This is a genomic window from Geotoga petraea (assembly GCF_900102615.1).
Classification (GTDB): domain Bacteria; phylum Thermotogota; class Thermotogae; order Petrotogales; family Petrotogaceae; genus Geotoga; species Geotoga petraea.
Genome location: NZ_FMYV01000001.1, coordinates 403,352 through 420,835, shown reverse-complemented (window position 1 = coordinate 420,835; position 17,484 = coordinate 403,352). Strand labels below are relative to the sequence as shown.

Here is a 17,484-nt window from a genome sequence, read left to right as displayed (position 1 = left end):
AATACACCCCCCGGATTAAAATAATGAATCTAAATTAATATATTCAGGTCCATAAATAAATATAACTGCTTTTATACCTTTATATTCTATAACATTGGCACCAGATTTTAGATATAAGTAGTATGGGCTCTGGTTATATGTTTTATTATTTATAACAAATAAATTAGAAGCATCTATTCTTACAGGATAAGTCTTTTCTAAATTGAAATTTTTTATTGTAACTTTATTTTCTTCTAAAACTATAGTTTCACTTGAAGTTTTTTCTTCAAAATTAGTTTTTACTTCGACTATTTTTTTGCCTAAAGGAATAATTTTTTCATCAAGTATTAATTTACCATCTATATAAACATTTGAATCTTCTACATTAGAACCATAAAATATTGCCGATGAATTGTCTAAGAAAATATCATAACCATTTCCAGAATTAAGTTTTAAATTGTAAGACCTATTCACAGTATTCAAAGTATAATATTGTGTATCAGCTAACAAAGTTAATTTTATCGTAGTGGGAGTATAGTATGTTTTTGAATTTATACTAAATGTTTTTCCCTCTTTGCTAATAACGTTGATAAATGTGTTCTTTTTAAAATCTATATATTCTCCTATGTTTTTTGATAAAATAAACGTATAAACTTTTTCGGAATTTTTTACTCTCATTAAATGTTCTTTATTGTCCAAATATATAAAATCTATTCCTTTACCCAAAAAGTTTCCATCTATATTTAATTCGACATTTTCAGCGTTTAAGAGTTCAATTTTAGTTAATTCACTTTGTAAAACAACTCTATAGTTGTTATAAGTTTCTTCGCTCACTTTAATATTTAAATTTTTTGTTTCATAACCTGTATATACAATTTTTAACTTATAATTACCTTCTTCTACTGTTGTATTTAAAGGAGTTATACCTAAAAATTTATCCCCATTATATATTGCAGCACCACTTGGAACACTCTCTATTGTAAGATTAACCCCGTCTATTAGCTCTACTTTTAAAGTTTTTTCTCCGTTATATTCTATTTTTTTTGAAATAAACCCTTCTTTTTTTAATGTTATGAGGTCAGAATATTCCGAGTTCAACTCTAAAGGGGTTTCTCCTATTAATTTATCTTCAACATATACTTTAGCATTTGAGGGAATAGATTCCAAAATAAAATAATTTTCTTTAAGCATAACAAGATCTATTACCTTTTCATCAAAAGGTAATAAATTTAATTTTATAGATTCTTTTTGATATCCAGAAGAATCAACTTCAATTTCATTAACTGAAGACGGTAAATCCAAATATGAGTGTTTATCTAATTCTTTTGTTATAACCTCATTTTGATATTTATAACTTACTGATATTTCAAATTCATTGTTAAATACGATCCTACTTAAAGGATTTTGTTCTACGTTTAAAATATAATTCTGTCCATCAGATATTTCTATTGTTTCTGTATAATCTGAGTACCCTTGTTTTGAAACTTTTATGGTGTAAGTGCCATCATTTAACTGCAATTCAACTCCATTATTCTTTATAACTTCATGCATACTTCCATTAACAAAAACTGAAGAACCATTCAATGCATTAACATTTACAGTTGCTGCAAAATTGGCACTAAAAAACAAAATCAAACAAAATAACAAACTTAACCTTTTATACTTCATCGCCTTCTACCACCTCATTGAGTGTTTTATCTAGTTCGATTAGTTTTTCTATAAAAGAATCGTCTTTTCCCATTTTGTTTGTAATTTTTCTTATTAAATCCACACGTCTATCTATAACCTCTTCTATTATTTCACTTCCTTTTTTTGATATTTTTACGTTATAAACTCTCTTATCTTCATCGGATTGCTTTTTCTCTATCAATTCTTGAATTAAAAGTCTTTTAATCAAACCAGTTGTTGTACTCTTCGTAACTCCCAATTTCTTACTTATATCACTTAACTTTTTTTCTCCTTTAAAGTATAATAGTTGAAGGAGATCGAATTGAGCTGAAGAAATGTCAAATCTTTTCAAAACCTTACGACCTTCTATTTTGATTTTAAAACAAATATCTCTTAGTGTTTTTTCCAGTTCAACTGATGTTTTTTTCAATTTAATTTCCTCCTTTTATAGTTACCTTATTATTTTACCATAAAAAGAAGGGGTATCAAATGACAAAACAAATTTCTATTACAGCTCTTTTAACTGTAATGACAGTTATATTATTTAGTTCACAAATGTTTATACCGTTTTTAGGAGTTGTTTTTACCATTTTTTCTACAATTCCAATTATGGTTGTGAATATGCTTACAGAAAAAAGGTACACTATTATGAGTATAATAATTTCTTCACTTTTAATTGTACTTTTTAACGATCCTTTTGGTTGGATTCTTTTTATTTTAATTCTTATTCCCAGCACTGTTTCAAATATGATTGAAAAAAAATTCTACTCATATTTATTAGTCATACCTGTATTATTGGGAAATTATATTCTTTATTCTGTTATCATAATTGATGGTTCAAATGTGGAACTTTTTTTAAAAAATATTTGGTATATTATAGGTATTTTCATGTTTATCTCGTTAAAATATAGTTTTAAAAAAGTTGAAGTTTTAATTAGATACAAATATCTAAATAAATTAAAAAAGGAGATATAGTTTATGTTCAATGGGTATCATATTTTACTAAAATTTTTCTATAATGGTTATAGAGGAAATGATTACAACGAAAACGATTATTTACACCATGAAAAACATAATATTGAAGGAGATTTGCAAGGTGTTTTAGAAAAAATTGATTATATTGCTGATTTAGGTATTGATTTAGTATATTTGGGACCAATTTTTGATTCCGAAACTACCCACGGTTACGACACAAAAGATTACTTCAAAATATCAGAAAATATTGCTTATAAAGATCCCGAAAAATCTAAAAATTTATTAAATAAAGTTATATCGGAATTTCATAAACGTGATATAAAGATAATATTAGATTTAGTTTTAAATCACGCATCAAAAAATTATAACTTTGAAAATATACCTTTTGATTTAAAACCGAAAACTGAAAGTCCTCAATCTCCTCAAGAGATAAGATGGCAAAATCTTTTTTTGTTTTGGAATGTTGAAGATCCAGATACTAAGGAGTTTTTGATTAGAGTTGGCGAATATTGGTTAAAAAACTTTGATATTGATGGTTATAGACTAGACCATGCAATTGGGCTACCTAAAGATTTTTGGTTTGATTTTTCAAAAAGAATGAAAGATATAAAGAAAAATGTAATCCTTTTAGGCGAAATTTGGAATGACCAAGGGAACGATGAAGAAAATTACAATTTAATAAAAGATTTTTTATTTTATAAAGATGAAAACGTTTTTACAAGTCTTTTTGATTTTTCTTTTTATAGTAAAATTACCAACATCATAAATAAAAATATAAATTTAGAAAATCTATTTTTAGCTATAGAACAATCTGAAAAGTTAAATTTTGATGAGGCAAAAATGACTTATTTTATTGAAAATCATGATCTACCCCGGTTTATTGATTATACAGATAATTTAGATTATTTTAAAATAGCGATGGGTTTAGTTTTTATAATGAATGGCAATACTATGCTTGAGTATGGCAATGAAATATGTCTTAGAGGAGATAAAAATTATCAAAACTTTAACGAAAGTGGTAGAGTACCAATGATTTTCCCAGAAAACTGGAGCTGTAAAGAAAAAGAAATATACGGCTTTACAAAAAAATTATTGAATCTTAGAAAGGATTATGGAATAATGTCTCAAGGTAATTTTAAATATATTGATTCTTCTAATGATTATTTAATAATGAGAAAAAATTATAAAAGAGAATATTTGGATATTTACATTGTAAAGAAAACGATAAATAATAATTTTAAGAAGTTTAAAAATTTGATTGATGAAAAAATTTATAAAATTAATGATACTATAACTCCAGGAATCTATTTTTCTATAAGGTGATTACATGAATAACTATTTATCTTTTGTAAGGATGAAAGAATTGATAATTGTAGCTTTTCCTCTGGTAATGCAAAATTCTTTTAGAATGTTTTTGGGAATCGCAGATAAGGTTTTCGTTGGTCAATTGGGGGAAAATTCTATAGCTGGCGTGGGTGCTGCTAACCAACTTTTTGGATTATTTTTAACAATTTTTTTCTCTTTTTCTGCAGGACTAACAGTTCTTTCTTCACAATACTTGGGTTCAAATAAGAAAAAAGAATTTTCTATGTTGTTTTCAACTGTTATTCTATTTTCAATACTAATTGGAGTGGTACTGATTTTAATCTTTAACATGTATTCTAAAGATTTTTTGAGTATGATGAATATAAAAAATGAGACTTTGGATATATCGAATTTATACTTTACAATAATTATTCCAACATTTTTATTTAGTTTGTTATCGTCCAATATGTCTTCTTTTTTTATTTCAATAAAAAGAAATATATTTCCAATGATGGCCACCTTTATTTCACTTGGAATAAACGCTTTAGGAGACTGGTACTTTATATTTGTTGCAGATTTAGGAGTTCAAGGTGTTGCATATGCAACGCTTATCGCAAGAATTTCGGAATTTATTTTTATTATGTTTTTTATTATAATTTATTTCAATAAAAAATCAATTCCATTTTCATTTACTTTTGATTTTCCTAAATTTAAAAAACTTATGAAAATTTCTCTTCCTATGTCTATAGATGGAGCAGTTTGGCAATTTGCTATGGTTGTACACACAAGTTTAGTTTTTTTAATTGGAGTTTCAGAAGTGGCAGTCTTTGAAATAATGAAAGTCTTTCAACAGTTAGTTTTAACTCCAATAAATGCTATTGCTGCTGCTTCGGTAGGTATCTTAGGAACAGAATTAGGGAAAAAAGAATTTAATGAAGCAAGAGCTAAGTCTGTAAATTCTATAATTTTATCCGTAAGTTTAACAACACTATTTATTTTTGTAGTTATTATATTCAAAAATCAAATTTTTTCTTTGTTCAACATTGATGAAAAAACTCTAAAACTTGGATTATCTAGTTTAAATTTTATTATTATTTTAATTTACGCTCAAACATTTAACATTATTTTACCTTTTATCCTGAGAACTGGAGGCGACACATGGGCTAATTTGCTGATAACAATAATTGGTTTTTGGGGCATTCAATTACCTCTAACTTATTTATTAGGATTATATCTTTCTTTCGGACTCTATGGAATAATATCAGCTATGATAATTTCTGAGTCTATAAAAGGCGTGTTGTTCTTCATACGTTATAAAAAAGAAAAATGGATTAGAGATTTAACTTGATAATATTTTTAAATTCTGCTTTAATTGTTTTAGGAGGTGGGTTTTGTGAAAAAAAATATTTTTAGTATCATTTTGATTTTTGTTCTTTTATTGTTTGCTTCTTGTTCCGCAACTAACAACCAAAACAATTCTATTGAAGTTCCTGAAAAAGACACCCAAATTTCTGAGACTAAATACTCAGTAACTTTTATTGTATCTGATTTTCCTGAAATTCCAGGAAAATACATTTATTTAATGGGAGATTTCAACAATTGGATTCCGGGCGATGCAGAATATAGATTAAAGAAAAATAACTTTGGAGAATGGGAAATAACTTTTGATATGCCAAAAGGGAAAACTATAGAATACAAATTTAATGCAGGAAGTTATGACAACATTGAAAAAGATTTTTTCGGTGATGAAGTATCCCCAAGATCATACAAATTCAATTATGATAGAGATGTTGTTTACCATGAAATAGAAAATTGGTAATTATTTAGAGGTGGATAATGACAAGAGATCTAACAAAAGGTAGTATATTCAAAAATTTACTGGTGATGTCTGTACCGACTATGATTGGTTTTTCTGCACAAATGGTTTACGATTTAGTTGATATTTTTTGGATCGGAAAGATCTCTTCTGATGCCATCGCCGGGGTAACTGTTTTCACAACTATTTTCTGGGTTATAGAAGCACTAAACGAAATAATCGGTGTGAGCTCTATTTCCTTAATTTCTCAAGCTTTTGGAAGGAAAGACATAGACGAAACAAAAGTTGCCATAGAACAAACAATTACTTTTAAATTTATTATGGCAGCTTTGGCAGCTATTATACTTTCCATTTTTTTAGAGCCTATAATGAGTCTATTTGGTGAAGCTGATTTAGTAAACAATGGGTTAGAATATGGTTATATAAGAATGTTTTTTCTTCCGATAATGTTTTCATCTTATTCCGTGAACACGGCGTTAAGATGCATAGGAGATTCTTATACCCCCATGTATATTATGATATTTGCCAGTATATTTAACATAGTTTTGGATCCAATTATGATGTTTGAGACAGTACCTTTGTTAAATATCCCTGGTTTTAATTTAGGTATTTTTGGAGCTGCTGTTGCAACAATTATATCTCAAAGTATTGCTTTTTTTATGGGCTTTTATATTTTATTTTCTGGTAGAAAAGGTATTAAACCTTCGTTAAAAGGATTGTTTAGACTAAATTATCATATGGATAAAGAACTCATGACTATTGGGCTACCAAATGGCATAGAAGTTTTTTTAAGAAATATATCTAATACACTTGTTCTTGGTTTCGTAGCTTTATACGGTAATTCTGCAATTGCTGCCAACGGCATTGCAGGAAGGATTTTTGGTTTTGCTTTTATTCCTTTGATTGGTTTTTCTATGGGTGGAAGTACAGTTGTTGGTCAATCTTTAGGTGCAAACATGGTCGAGAGGTCTGAAAAAACAACAAAGATTGCTTCATTGGTTTCCTCTTCTTTTATGATAATTTTTACAGTTGTAGTAGTTTTCTTTGGAAATAACATAATGTCGCTTTTCACCCAAGATCCTGAAGTAATAAAACATGGAACTGAGTTCCTCATATATGGTTCATTCGGGCTCGTTTTCTTGGGCTATTATTTTGGTATGACAACCGCTTTCTCTGGATCTGGATATAATTTTCCGATTTTTGTGTCCAGCATTGTATCCAGATGGGGGGTCCAAATACCTATATTGTTCATAGCCATATCAATTTTTGAATTACCTATTATTTGGGTTTGGCTATCTTATGTTTTCGGAGATTTAACTGAAACTTTTATAGGAATAATTTTTTATAGACAGGGTAAATGGAAATTAAAGAGAGTTAAATAAAAAAACATTTCATGCTTTAAGCATGAAATGTTTTTTTTAACCAAATAATTTATTGTTCCAACCCCAATTTTCTCTGGGATAAAAATCAAATATAAAGTAAATATCTTCGGGATGAATATTTTTTTCCTGTAATATTTTTGTTATTTCTTTAACAATTTTAAGTTTTTTATCATATTCAAGTTCTCCAATTTGTCTATACTCTAATAGATAACCACTTTTATTGTTAAAAGAAATTTTATTTTCTTCGTTTGAAAACATAATGTATTTTTTAGGCTTTTCAGTTATTTCACTAATTTTTGATACTATTTTTTCTGATATTGCTTTATCCTCTTCAAATCCTTTTAAATTTATATATGGCATTTTTATTCCTCCTTTAAGATCCATTCATAGCTGTATGGTTCTAAATGAATATCTTCAATAATTTTTTCTTTATCATTAAAATTGTTGTAAATTAATAATTTCTTCCCATTTTTATATCGCTTTGAAACTAAAATTCCATCATCAATTAACAATTGGGCTTCTTGATTGAATAGCTCTTCATTTTCATTCTTAGTTTTGATCATTTCTTTAATTTTTTTATGAAGATTTAACTTGTCTGTTTCTTTACCAGATTTTATTTCTTCCAATAATTCCCAATCAAACGGTCCTCGGTTGAAATACCTCGAATCGGAATACCCTGTTATCTCTTTCATTATTTTATAATAATCGTCGTTATTTTCCATACCTATTTCATCACCATAATAGTTTATAAAAGTACCTCTTATTGAAAACATTGAAGAATAAGCTAATAAAATTTTTCTTATATCGCCTTTGAAAAGATTCATTAATCTTCCAGATATTCCTTCTCCTTCTCTAAAAGACCATCTTTTATCGTGTAGAAAGTAATTCAACATCTTCTTTCTCTCTTCTTCGGTTACAAATTCAAGAGTTAGTTCATCATGGCACCTCAAAAATACAAGCCATTGACAATTATCTGGGATTTTAGGCGTGTTTTTTTCTGATAGTGTTTGAATTATGTATTCTGGTTTATTTTCTGCAATTGCCAAATAGACTTTTGGCATTAATGGGAAATGATACGCTGCATGGCATTCATCACCTTGGCCAAAATACTCAACTACATCTTTGGGAGGTTGATTGGCTTCTGCTATTAGTGTTGTTCCCTCGCTTATATAGTCTAAAGCTTCTCTAAATATCTTTAATATGAGATGAGTTTTTTCAAGATTCTCAGAGTTAGTTCCTTCTTCTTTCCATAAAAAAGGAGCCGCATCCATTCTAAACCCATCAATTCCTCTTAGTTTCCAGAATGAAAGAATGTTGATCATCTCTATCAAAACATCTGGATTCTTATAGTTCAAATCAGGTTGTATTTCATAAAACCTGTGAAAATAATATTCTCCAGTTTTTTCATCGTATTCCCAGTTGCTATCCATCATCCCTTTGAAAAGAATTCTGGTAGAATTATACTTTTTGTTATCTTTATTCCATATATACCAATCCCTGTAAGGATTAACTTTTGATGACCTTGACTTCTTAAAATATTCATGTTCTACAGAAGTATGATTTACAGCAATGTCAAAAATTATTTTCATTCCGTTTTCATGTATAAGATCTATTAATTCATAAAATTCTTCATTTGTTCCTAAATCTGATCTGACCTTATAATAATCTGAAATATCAAAACCTTGATCCTGCATTGGCGATTCTAAAATTGGCAGCAGCCAAATTGTTTTAACTCCTAAATCTTTTAAATAAGGGATCTTTTCTTTCAAACCTTTTAAATCTCTTGAAAAGTGATCTACATATAAAGAATATATAATTCCTTTTTCAAGCCATTTTTTATCTTTTTGAAAATATTTGTTTTTCTTTTTCTTCTCATCTAACAATTTCATAAGATCATCCATTTTTTTAGATTCGTTATCGCCATATACTTTTTTCCATAATTCTTCAATTCTTTTCATTAAAAACACCTCACTTTGGTATTTCTATTTTTCCATAGTCCCCAATTACAAGTCTCATGGATTTTGGTTTTTTCTTCATAGACATAATGTTTGCGTTAGCACCTATTATAGAATAATCAATTCTCGGATGTATTGAAGTTATTGAAGCTCCATCGAGTATTATTGAATTTTCTATTTCTGAATCTTCTATGTTTACTTCTTTTCCAATTGATGTGTAAGGGCCTATATATGCATTGGAAATTGTGGTATTTTCTCCAATAATTGCAGGCCCTCTGATGATTGAATCCATAATTTTAGATCCTTTCCCAATAATTGCGTTACCAGTAACAGTTGAGTTCTCATAAACATTACCTTCGATGGATTTTGACTTTATCTTTTCAAGAACTGTTCTATTAGCTTCTATTAAGTCTTCTGGTTTCCCTGTATCTTTCCACCAACCGTAAATAATGTGTGCACCTACATTTTTATTGTTGGCAATCAACCATTGTATAGCATCTGTGATTTCGAGTTCTCCTCTCCAGGATGGTTTAATATTTTTTATCGCCTCAAAAATATTTGAGTTAAATATATAAACTCCAATAATAGCTAAGTTAGAGGGTGGATCTTTTGGCTTTTCAACCACTTTGATTATCCTTGAATCCTTCATAACAGCTATACCAAATCTTGTTGGGTCTTCTACTGGAGTTAATAGAACAAAAGAGTCGTGTTTGTTATTTTTAAATTCATGAATAAACTCTTCTAAATCATTGTTAACCAAATTATCACCAAGATACATTAAAAAATCATCATCACCAATAAAGTCTTGAGATATTGAAACTGCATGCGCCAATCCTTTTGGATTTTCTTGGACAATGTAAGTTATTTGCATTCCTATGTCATCTCCATCACCCAAAACTTTTTCAAAATCCTTTTTATTATCTGGATTTACTATTATTCCAATTTCTGTAATTCCTGCTCTCTTTATTTTTTCCAATGAATACATTATTGTAGGTTTGTTGGCAATTGGTATCAAAGGTTTTGCATTGGTGAAAGTCAATGGTCTTAATCTTGTCCCCTTTCCAGCACATAATACGATAGCTTTCATCTCATCACTCCTCTAATTTTTTAATTAATTTAATTAAGTCATCTTTTATATATTTGGAAGAAAAAATAATTCGTTTTGAAAAGATATCAGCGTCTTCTCCATCAAAATTATATACTTCTCCTCCAACTTCTTTAATCATACTATAGGCAGCTGCAATATCCCAAGAGTTAGATTTTGAAAAAATAAAGGCATCCGCATAACCCGAAGCTACATAAGCACCCATAATTGCTGCTGATCCTATAAGTCTTATTCTCATTACTTTATCAGATAGAATATTTATGAAATTTGCCATTTCTTTTTTGTTGGCTCCTATAGTTATCATGGAATCACATAAAGTTTTTGACCATCTTGGTGTTTGTTTTTCTCCATTTATAAATAAACCTTTGCCTTTTATACTTAAAAATTTAATAGACATTTGTGGAGAGTCAATAAGTCCAAAAACAGGCTCATCGTTTTCAACATAAGAAACAGATATGCAGTTTTCTGGAAAGCCTCTTGAAAAGTTTACTGTGCCATCTATTGGATCTATTACCCAATAGTTATTTTCTTTTGGTTTATCAGTATTTCCTCTCTCTTCTGCTAAAAAACCCGCATTTGGAGTTAATTTCATCAATTCATTTTTTAAATAATCTTGTATTTTCATGTCAATCTCTGTTACTATATCGTGTTTGTCCTTTTTGGAATAAGTATTATAATTTCCTTTTAAGTTATTTATTAGAATTTCCCCTGCATTTTCAACTATTTTCTCAACTTTTTCAAACATGATTAGTCTCCTTAAAATTAAGTTCTTTTTTAAACTTTTTATTAATTAAAAATTGTTGATTATTTAATAAATGTGAGATATAATAATAGCATCCATCCCCCCGAAAATATTAAAATATTTTCGGCCCATCCACCCGGGGCGAATAATTCGCCCCTTTTTTTATTTTAATTTTTTAAATAATTTTTTTATTTCTTCATTATCTAATTTCAATATGTCTCCTTCCTTAGGTACTCTATTTATTTCCCAGGGTCCAAAAGCCAATCTTTTTAAATTTAAAACAGTATACCCTATTGATTTAAACATAAGCCTTACTTGTCTTTTCCTTCCTTCGGATATTTTGATAATAATTTGATGATTATTTCCCTTCTTTTTGACTTTTTCAATCTTAGCTGGTTTTGTTTTGAAACCACCTTCTATCTCCATGCCTCTTTCTAACTTGTTTAATTCTTCTTTTTTTGGATGTCCCATAACTAAAACATCATATATTTTTTCTACCTTATATTTTGGATGTAAAAGATAGTTCCCCAGTTCACCATCATTTGTCAAAAGAATGATCCCAGAAGTATTATAGTCAAGTCTTCCTACATGAAAGATATTTTCTTCTTTTATTTTACCTTTTATAAGATCTTTTATAGTTTTTCTACCAAATTGATCTTCCATTGAGCATAATACTCCTTTAGGTTTGTTGAGCAAATAGTAAACTTTATCTTCTTTTTTTTCCTTGATTTTTTCAAATTTATGTTTTTTACCTTCAAACTCTATCTCGTCGCCATATTCAATCTCGTACCATGGTTCTTTTATTAATTTTCCATTTACTTTTATTCCTCTTTTTTTTATATAGTCAGCTGATTTCCTTCTGCTCAGCCCCAGGGTTTGTATCGCTTTCTGTAGTGTTAGCATTTTTAATTTCCTCCAATTTCCTTAAAGTTGTTTCAGGTATCCATTCATAAAATCTATCTGATAAATCATACAGATAGCTATTCTGAGTGTTTTTTTTCTTTACTTTTTTTACTAACCCGTACTCTCGTAATTTTTTAATTTGAGAATATGAATTCTTACCGCGTGATTTTTCTATCTCTATCCCTCTTGAAGCACCATTTAAAAACAAAATTGTTAACACTTCAAATTGAGTATCTGTTAATTCCATCTTTTTTGGTTTTTGTGTTATCAATTTTTTTATCTCAGGCTTTATTTCAAATCTATACCTATTTTGAAACCTACCAAGTTCTATCCCATGTTCTTCGTTAATATAATGTAATTGAATTTCGTTAATTATTTTTTTTGCCTCTTCTTCTTCAAAATTAGTCCTTTTTATTATTTCATCAAAACTTATACCATTGCTCTTTGATAAGATTAAGGCTTCAATCATCTGAAATTTCATATCCATAATTATTCCTCCATATTTCTTATGAAATATCCATTTTCATATATGAAAACATCATTTCTAACGAGGTTTAAAGCTGCTAAAAACAGTACTATAAATTTCAATTTATTTTTTTGTGAAAATGAATACAATTTTAATAAATCAAATTCTTGTTCTTCTTTTATCCTATCCATGGCTTCTTCTACAGTATAAAGTTCTTTGATTATTTCTAATTTTTTGTGCTCGTTTATAAAATCTTTTAAAAAAATATCCAATTGATCTTGAACTTTCTCTTGATTAAAAGAGGCATGATTTTTTATCCTCACATATCTTTTAGAAGGTTTACCAAAATCATTTTTAATTATTTTTTTAGTTTCTTTTATAAGTTCAAAATCTTCTACAAGAGAATAAAACATATTTTTTTCTTTTTTGAAATTTTTGTTATTTTCTGAATTTGGAAGTAAATCCTTTGATTTTAAATAAGTCAAATATCCTGATAAATGCATATATTCAGAAACGTTATTTAATCTCTCTAAATTATCATGCATATATTTATCAAATATTTTACATATGGTTTTGAGAGGTATTTTTCTTATGGGGATTTCTTTTTCTTTAATCAATTCGACAAGTTTCTCAAACGGCCCAGAAAACAAGTCTATCGTTATTATCATAGAATTCTCATCTTCTACCATAAGTACCCCCCCAAGTGAAATATTGTAAACTGCTATCAATGAATATTCTATCACATTTTTTATATTATATGATATAATATAATGAAATAACATTATTATAATTCAAGGAGGATACAAATGCCAGAAAACAGAACACCAAAGAGAAATTCAAATTTTATTTTAATTACATTAATATTTTTAGGCGGTTTGACAATATTCCAATTTTTTATGGCCAATTCAATGAGAGCTAAATATGACATATTAAACTCAAATTCTATTTTTATTATTAATGAGGATCAATCTGTAGCTATAAACACAAATATAACAATGAAAGCTGAAGATGATAATTCTTTTAATCAATTAATAGAAAATTTCAACACCCCTGATGAAGAAAAAAAAGAAGCATATGTGGATAACTTTGCCCAAATTATGAAAAATATTGAAAGACCCTTTGAAGTAATTTCATATGAATCAACAATGTCAACTTCAAAACCAAATTTAACAATAGAAGAAACTGTAACAGTTATGGGTTTTACAGATAGATTAAATAGTAATACATTGGAATTTTCTCTTCCTGGGCAACCTCTTAATGTTCAGGATAGTATTGTTATTGAATATCCAAGAAATTGGCAAATACAATCTATAATCCCTCAACCAACTCAAAGAGGAGAAAATTTTGTAATTTACGAACAAGAAGGTCAGATAGATTTTCCAACAATTGTTTTTGATATTACATATTAAGGAGTTTTATTATGCAATTACCTTTTATAATCGTATCAATTATAGCTTTATTTATAGGTTTAATAAATTTAATTTATATGATAAAAATAGCAAAAAGGACTAATGAAATTCAAGATGAAAAACTTTTAAATATTGATGAAGATGCAAACAATATTTTAAGTAAATTTAGAAAAGTCACCACAGATAAAATGAGACTTTTAGACAATAAAATCAAAATTGCTGACGATGTTTTACAAGATTTAGAAAGTTCTATTGAAAATGCTTATTCTCAGTTGAACATTCTGGAAGAAAAGATTAACAACATCCAAAAGGCTAACACAAATTATAATCAAAACAAAAAAAAGAATATATTAAATGAACAACTAATTGACAAACAAATAAATGAAGAAAATTTAATTAAAAAAGAAAAAACTAATAATAGTATTGATACATATGAAAGTAATTCAATAGGAACAATAGAGAATAGTGGAAAAATAAAAGAAGAAACTAAACAAAAAATACAGGTCAACAACGAAGAAACAAAATCAGAAAAAATCCGAAGATTGTTAAAAGAAGGGAACAGTCCAGATCAAATTGCTAAAAAACTCAAAATAGGTATGGGCGAAGTTATCTTGGTCGAAAATTTGGATAGAAGCTAAACTTTATTTATTCAATAGTTTGTTTTTCTGAATCCTTTTTTACAGTATAAAGTTATTATAAAAATTAACTTTAATAATTTTATTTAAGTATTAACTAATATAAATCTATATTTTCCAAATGAATCTTTAAATATTTCCGTTTTACCCAAATTAGATAAAATATTTTTAGTTTTTCTATAATTAAACTCTGTTGTTTCAAACAACAGAGTTTTGTTTTTCAATATACTTCTATATTGAATCAATTTTCTAAAAAAATCTTGACCATCCTTTCCAGAGAATAACGCTTTTTTTGGTTCATGCTTTATACTTGAGTTTATATAAGGACTCATCTCTTCAACATAAGGAGGGTTAGAAACTATAAAATCAAAAATTTCCATCTTGTCTTGCATATCTTCAAAAATATCAGATTTTAAAAAATCTATTTCAACATTATGCTTTAAAGCGTTTTTTTGTGCAACACCTAAAGCTTTTTCGGAAATATCAGAGGCATAAACAATTAAATTTGGATTCTTTATTTTAAGTGAAATTGCAATAACCCCACTCCCTGTTGCTAAATCCAAAAGAGTACCAAAATTATTTTCATTTATAATTTTTTCTGCTAAAATCACAAGGTCTTCTGTTTCAACCCTGGGAATCAAGACATTTTCATCAACATAATATTCTTTACCTAAAAATAAAGCAGTATTTTTTATATATTCTATTGGGTAATCTTCTAAAAATATTTTATTTAGATTATATAAATCTTTTTTGCTTATATCGAAATTTTTTATTTTTATGTCTATAATATCCCTATCAAAATATATTGATAATGTTTTTAAAATAAAATTAGAAGAGATGTTTAAGTCCCTTCTAATTTTATTAATATAATCTATAGAATTCATTATATCCCTAATAACCTTCTGACTTCTTCACTTGCTTTTGAGGGATCCCAAGGGGGATCAAAAGTTAATTCAACGTCTACTTCATTCGTCCCTTCAACTTCACCAATTTTGCTTTTGGCATCTTCAACTATCATTCCTGCTAAAGGACACATAGGAGTAGTTAAAGTCATATCAACGTGAACATTGTCTTTCTCATCTATATCAATATTATAGATTAAACCTAAAGATACAACATCAAAACCGATTTCCATATCATATACATTAGTTAAGGCATTCATAACTTGTTCTTCTGTTACCTTTGGCATTCAAAAAACCTCCTCTAATAAAATAGCTTTTTATTTAGTACAACTTTAGATTCTTCTTTGAATTTTTCAAACTCCTTCGGTAATATTGTATCAAAATAATCTTTAGCTTTTCTATCTCTTAAGTTAAATATTATTTGATTTTTTGCTTCATCTATAGACAATTTTCTTTCTGGTGACTTTGAAAGTATTTTTATCAATATCCATTCATTTTCACCAACGTTTTGTGGTTTGGAAATGTATCCAGGAGCATTGTTTTTAACAATGTTAACATATTGATTTCCCTCTACATTTAAATCAATAGTTATGTTATCAGCATTTTCTTCTTTTTTCTTTTCTTCATACACATCTTCAAAATTATAATAACCATCAGTTATTTTTTTATAAGTCAAGCTAGCTTCTTCAGAATCTTCAAACCTTATTATTGATATTTCAGACTGTGGTGGCTTTACATAAGAATCTTGGTTCTTATTATATTCATTTTTAATTTCTTCATCACTAATATCATATTCTAAAGATTTAGATTGATAATAAAGTTGAATAGCTCTTTCATAAAGAGCATTATAATATTGTAAATCCAAATAAGCTTCTTTAGTGTTGAAACCTTTTGAATTCAAATAAGTACTAACGTCATCCGCTGATATACCGCTGTTATTTATAATTTCATCAAATTGATTTGTTATATTTTCCTTTAGATTTTCTCTACCTAATGATATACCTTTGCTTTCTACAAATTGAATAAATAAAACTTTTCCAGAAAAATTAATAGCAACCCTTTTGTTATAAGAATTCAAAAGTTCAAGACCTGTGGCTGTATTAGTTAGAGTTTGAAAAAATAATTCATTTGTTTGCTTAACTGTTGATAAAATATTTATCATATCTGTTTGGGCTTTGAAAAATTCAGAAGAAATCTCTTCTTCATTTACAATCATAGATAGATCATCCGAGAGTTCTTCATAACTCATATTTAAAGATAATGTTGTCAAAGATAAAATCAATACTAAAAATGTAATAGTAAATTTTCTCACTTTTTTTCCTCCTTTTTATATTATTATATTTTTTATGATTATTTTTTCAAAATTTTATAATTCTTTCTTATATTCTTTTTTCAATTTCAATAAAATTTTTATAAATATATTCTTAGAATTCGTAGTTTGTTTTTTAAGCCAGGAAAAACCATTTTCACTTCTAAGTATTTGCATTATTTCAGACAATTCAAAAAAATTTCCTGTAAGTAAACTATGACTCTATAATATTCCCAATTTAATCAATCTATATTTAGAAAAATCATTTTTATTATACTTAACTTTATTTTCAATCAAAAACTTCTTTATTGGATTAAAAGTGATTCTATAATCTTTTATTATACCATATTTCAATACATTTTCTATGTGTTTTTTTGTAGGGTATCCTTTATGTCTTTTAAATTCAAACTCTGGAAACCTTTCATCTAATGTTATCATATAATTATCTCTTGATACTTTTGCTAGTATTGAAGCCGCCCCTATGAGGGAAGACTTTTCATCTCCTTTAATTACACATTCAAATCGATCATCAAAATAAAAATTTTTACCATCTACCATTAAAAAAACATCTTTTAAATCTAATTTTTTTAAATTTTTTATCATAGATAAATTAGTTGCTCGTAAAATATTTATCTCATCAATTACTGACTCATCAGAATAATTAATATCATACTTAAAATTTTTTATAAGAAAATTAAACCTTTTAATTCTCTCCTTTTCTGATAATTTTTTCGAATCGGCTCCTATATTGGATAATAGTTTTAATTCTTCTTTAGAATCCACATAAACTGCAGCGGTAAAAACAGGTCCAGCAAGAGGCCCTCTACCAGCTTCGTCTATTCCAATAATCTTTCCGTATTTGTTTAAATAGTCCTGATCAAAAGAATTCATAAAACCTCCATTTTATAATATCAGTTTAATCTTAAAATAAAT

At 27.4% G+C, this 17,484-nt stretch carries 20 protein-coding genes; 7 read left to right on the top strand and 13 right to left on the bottom strand.

Going from position 1 to position 17,484, the window contains the following annotated elements; translation table 11 throughout:
• Positions 1-15 precede the first annotated feature (15 nt).
• Positions 16-1,647, bottom strand: a complete 1,632-nt coding sequence (locus BLS00_RS02085; protein WP_091402387.1) for a PEGA domain-containing protein — start codon at positions 1,645-1,647, stop codon at positions 16-18.
• Positions 1,637-2,077 (bottom strand): MarR family winged helix-turn-helix transcriptional regulator, encoded by a 441-nt coding sequence (locus BLS00_RS02080; RefSeq protein WP_091402386.1) that lies wholly within the window; start codon positions 2,075-2,077, stop codon positions 1,637-1,639. Before BLS00_RS02080 ends, BLS00_RS02085 begins: the two co-directional genes overlap by 11 nt.
• A gap of 59 nt (positions 2,078-2,136) precedes the next feature.
• Between BLS00_RS02080 and BLS00_RS02075 the strand changes: the two genes are divergently transcribed.
• The 5 genes from BLS00_RS02075 to BLS00_RS02055 are packed head-to-tail and all read left to right on the top strand — an operon-like array spanning position 2,137 to position 7,125.
• Entirely contained in the window at positions 2,137-2,622 is a 486-nt protein-coding gene (locus BLS00_RS02075) for a YybS family protein (RefSeq protein WP_091402384.1), read from the top strand.
• A 3-nt stretch (positions 2,623-2,625) separates the two neighbouring features.
• Positions 2,626-3,945: an alpha-amylase family glycosyl hydrolase gene (locus BLS00_RS02070; protein WP_091402382.1), complete on the top strand. Its 1,320-nt coding sequence runs from the start codon at positions 2,626-2,628 to the stop codon at positions 3,943-3,945.
• A 4-nt stretch (positions 3,946-3,949) separates the two neighbouring features.
• Complete coding sequence (locus BLS00_RS02065) at positions 3,950-5,275, top strand: MATE family efflux transporter (protein ID WP_091402380.1); 1,326 nt, start codon at positions 3,950-3,952, stop codon at positions 5,273-5,275.
• 45 nt (positions 5,276-5,320) lie between these two features.
• Positions 5,321-5,746 carry an early set domain-containing protein gene (locus BLS00_RS02060; protein ID WP_091402378.1) on the top strand — a complete coding sequence of 142 codons (426 nt, stop codon included), beginning with the start codon at positions 5,321-5,323 and terminating at the stop codon, positions 5,744-5,746.
• A gap of 17 nt (positions 5,747-5,763) precedes the next feature.
• Complete coding sequence (locus BLS00_RS02055; RefSeq protein ID WP_176759812.1) at positions 5,764-7,125, top strand: MATE family efflux transporter; 1,362 nt, start codon at positions 5,764-5,766, stop codon at positions 7,123-7,125.
• Between the two features lie 36 nt (positions 7,126-7,161).
• Here the strand turns inward: BLS00_RS02055 and BLS00_RS02050 are convergent, their stop codons facing one another.
• The 7 genes from BLS00_RS02050 to BLS00_RS02020 form a co-directional block, all read right to left on the bottom strand.
• Complete coding sequence (locus tag BLS00_RS02050; RefSeq protein WP_091402376.1) at positions 7,162-7,485, bottom strand: DUF1904 family protein; 324 nt, start codon at positions 7,483-7,485, stop codon at positions 7,162-7,164.
• A 2-nt stretch (positions 7,486-7,487) separates the two neighbouring features.
• Positions 7,488-9,083 carry an alpha-amylase family glycosyl hydrolase gene (locus BLS00_RS02045; RefSeq protein WP_091402373.1) on the bottom strand — a complete coding sequence of 532 codons (1,596 nt, stop codon included), beginning with the start codon at positions 9,081-9,083 and terminating at the stop codon, positions 7,488-7,490.
• A 10-nt stretch (positions 9,084-9,093) separates the two neighbouring features.
• Entirely contained in the window at positions 9,094-10,167 is a 1,074-nt protein-coding gene (locus tag BLS00_RS02040; protein WP_091402371.1) for a glucose-1-phosphate thymidylyltransferase, read from the bottom strand.
• Between the two features lie 4 nt (positions 10,168-10,171).
• Positions 10,172-10,930 carry an inositol monophosphatase family protein gene (locus BLS00_RS02035; protein ID WP_091402369.1) on the bottom strand — a complete coding sequence of 253 codons (759 nt, stop codon included), beginning with the start codon at positions 10,928-10,930 and terminating at the stop codon, positions 10,172-10,174.
• Positions 10,931-11,089: 159 nt separating this feature from the next.
• Positions 11,090-11,830: a pseudouridine synthase gene (locus BLS00_RS02030; RefSeq protein WP_091402367.1), complete on the bottom strand. Its 741-nt coding sequence runs from the start codon at positions 11,828-11,830 to the stop codon at positions 11,090-11,092.
• Entirely contained in the window at positions 11,772-12,317 is a 546-nt protein-coding gene (locus BLS00_RS02025) for an SMC-Scp complex subunit ScpB (protein WP_091402364.1), read from the bottom strand. The genes BLS00_RS02030 and BLS00_RS02025 overlap by 59 nt, the downstream gene beginning before the upstream one ends.
• Before the next feature lie 2 nt (positions 12,318-12,319).
• Positions 12,320-12,985 (bottom strand): segregation/condensation protein A, encoded by a 666-nt coding sequence (locus BLS00_RS02020; RefSeq protein WP_091402361.1) that lies wholly within the window; start codon positions 12,983-12,985, stop codon positions 12,320-12,322.
• 117 nt (positions 12,986-13,102) lie between these two features.
• Between BLS00_RS02020 and BLS00_RS02015 the strand changes: the two genes are divergently transcribed.
• Together BLS00_RS02015 and BLS00_RS02010 are read left to right on the top strand one after the other, a co-directional pair.
• Positions 13,103-13,705 (top strand): DUF4897 domain-containing protein, encoded by a 603-nt coding sequence (locus tag BLS00_RS02015; RefSeq protein WP_091402359.1) that lies wholly within the window; start codon positions 13,103-13,105, stop codon positions 13,703-13,705.
• Between the two features lie 11 nt (positions 13,706-13,716).
• The gene (locus tag BLS00_RS02010; protein WP_091402357.1) at positions 13,717-14,343 is read left to right on the top strand and encodes a hypothetical protein; all 627 of its coding nucleotides are present in this window, start codon (positions 13,717-13,719) and stop codon (positions 14,341-14,343) included.
• An 83-nt stretch (positions 14,344-14,426) separates the two neighbouring features.
• Here BLS00_RS02010 and BLS00_RS02005 read toward each other — a convergent pair whose 3' ends face one another.
• The 4 genes from BLS00_RS02005 to BLS00_RS01990 form a co-directional block, all read right to left on the bottom strand.
• Positions 14,427-15,224, bottom strand: coding sequence for a N5-glutamine methyltransferase family protein (locus BLS00_RS02005; protein WP_091402355.1), 798 nt, complete (start codon positions 15,222-15,224; stop codon positions 14,427-14,429).
• On the bottom strand, positions 15,224-15,529 hold the full coding sequence (locus BLS00_RS02000; RefSeq protein ID WP_091402352.1) for a metal-sulfur cluster assembly factor: 306 nt from the start codon (positions 15,527-15,529) through the stop codon (positions 15,224-15,226). Before BLS00_RS02000 ends, BLS00_RS02005 begins: the two co-directional genes overlap by 1 nt.
• Before the next feature lie 14 nt (positions 15,530-15,543).
• Entirely contained in the window at positions 15,544-16,554 is a 1,011-nt protein-coding gene (locus BLS00_RS01995) for a peptidyl-prolyl cis-trans isomerase (RefSeq protein WP_091402350.1), read from the bottom strand.
• Between the two features lie 219 nt (positions 16,555-16,773).
• Complete coding sequence (locus BLS00_RS01990) at positions 16,774-17,442, bottom strand: ribonuclease HII (protein ID WP_091402347.1); 669 nt, start codon at positions 17,440-17,442, stop codon at positions 16,774-16,776.
• Positions 17,443-17,484: the final 42 nt, after the last annotated feature.

Excerpts from the sequence above, each read along its gene's own strand:
- BLS00_RS02085 (WP_091402387.1), bottom strand. The coding sequence starts at position 1,647 with ATGAAGTATAAAAGGTTAAGTTTGTTATTTTGTTTGATTTTGTTTTTT.
- BLS00_RS02075 (WP_091402384.1), top strand. The coding sequence starts at position 2,137 with ATGACAAAACAAATTTCTATTACAGCTCTTTTAACTGTAATGACAGTT.
- BLS00_RS02070 (WP_091402382.1), top strand. The coding sequence starts at position 2,626 with ATGTTCAATGGGTATCATATTTTACTAAAATTTTTCTATAATGGTTAT.
- BLS00_RS02065 (WP_091402380.1), top strand. The coding sequence starts at position 3,950 with ATGAATAACTATTTATCTTTTGTAAGGATGAAAGAATTGATAATTGTA.
- BLS00_RS02055 (WP_176759812.1), top strand. The coding sequence starts at position 5,764 with ATGACAAGAGATCTAACAAAAGGTAGTATATTCAAAAATTTACTGGTG.
- BLS00_RS02050 (WP_091402376.1), bottom strand. The coding sequence starts at position 7,485 with ATGCCATATATAAATTTAAAAGGATTTGAAGAGGATAAAGCAATATCA.
- BLS00_RS02045 (WP_091402373.1), bottom strand. The coding sequence starts at position 9,083 with ATGAAAAGAATTGAAGAATTATGGAAAAAAGTATATGGCGATAACGAA.
- BLS00_RS02040 (WP_091402371.1), bottom strand. The coding sequence starts at position 10,167 with ATGAAAGCTATCGTATTATGTGCTGGAAAGGGGACAAGATTAAGACCA.
- BLS00_RS02035 (WP_091402369.1), bottom strand. The coding sequence starts at position 10,930 with ATGTTTGAAAAAGTTGAGAAAATAGTTGAAAATGCAGGGGAAATTCTA.
- BLS00_RS02030 (WP_091402367.1), bottom strand. The coding sequence starts at position 11,830 with ATGCTAACACTACAGAAAGCGATACAAACCCTGGGGCTGAGCAGAAGG.
- BLS00_RS02025 (WP_091402364.1), bottom strand. The coding sequence starts at position 12,317 with ATGGATATGAAATTTCAGATGATTGAAGCCTTAATCTTATCAAAGAGC.
- BLS00_RS02020 (WP_091402361.1), bottom strand. The coding sequence starts at position 12,985 with ATGGTAGAAGATGAGAATTCTATGATAATAACGATAGACTTGTTTTCT.
- BLS00_RS02015 (WP_091402359.1), top strand. The coding sequence starts at position 13,103 with ATGCCAGAAAACAGAACACCAAAGAGAAATTCAAATTTTATTTTAATT.
- BLS00_RS02010 (WP_091402357.1), top strand. The coding sequence starts at position 13,717 with ATGCAATTACCTTTTATAATCGTATCAATTATAGCTTTATTTATAGGT.
- BLS00_RS02005 (WP_091402355.1), bottom strand. The coding sequence starts at position 15,224 with ATGAATTCTATAGATTATATTAATAAAATTAGAAGGGACTTAAACATC.
- BLS00_RS02000 (WP_091402352.1), bottom strand. The coding sequence starts at position 15,529 with ATGCCAAAGGTAACAGAAGAACAAGTTATGAATGCCTTAACTAATGTA.
- BLS00_RS01990 (WP_091402347.1), bottom strand. The coding sequence starts at position 17,442 with ATGAATTCTTTTGATCAGGACTATTTAAACAAATACGGAAAGATTATT.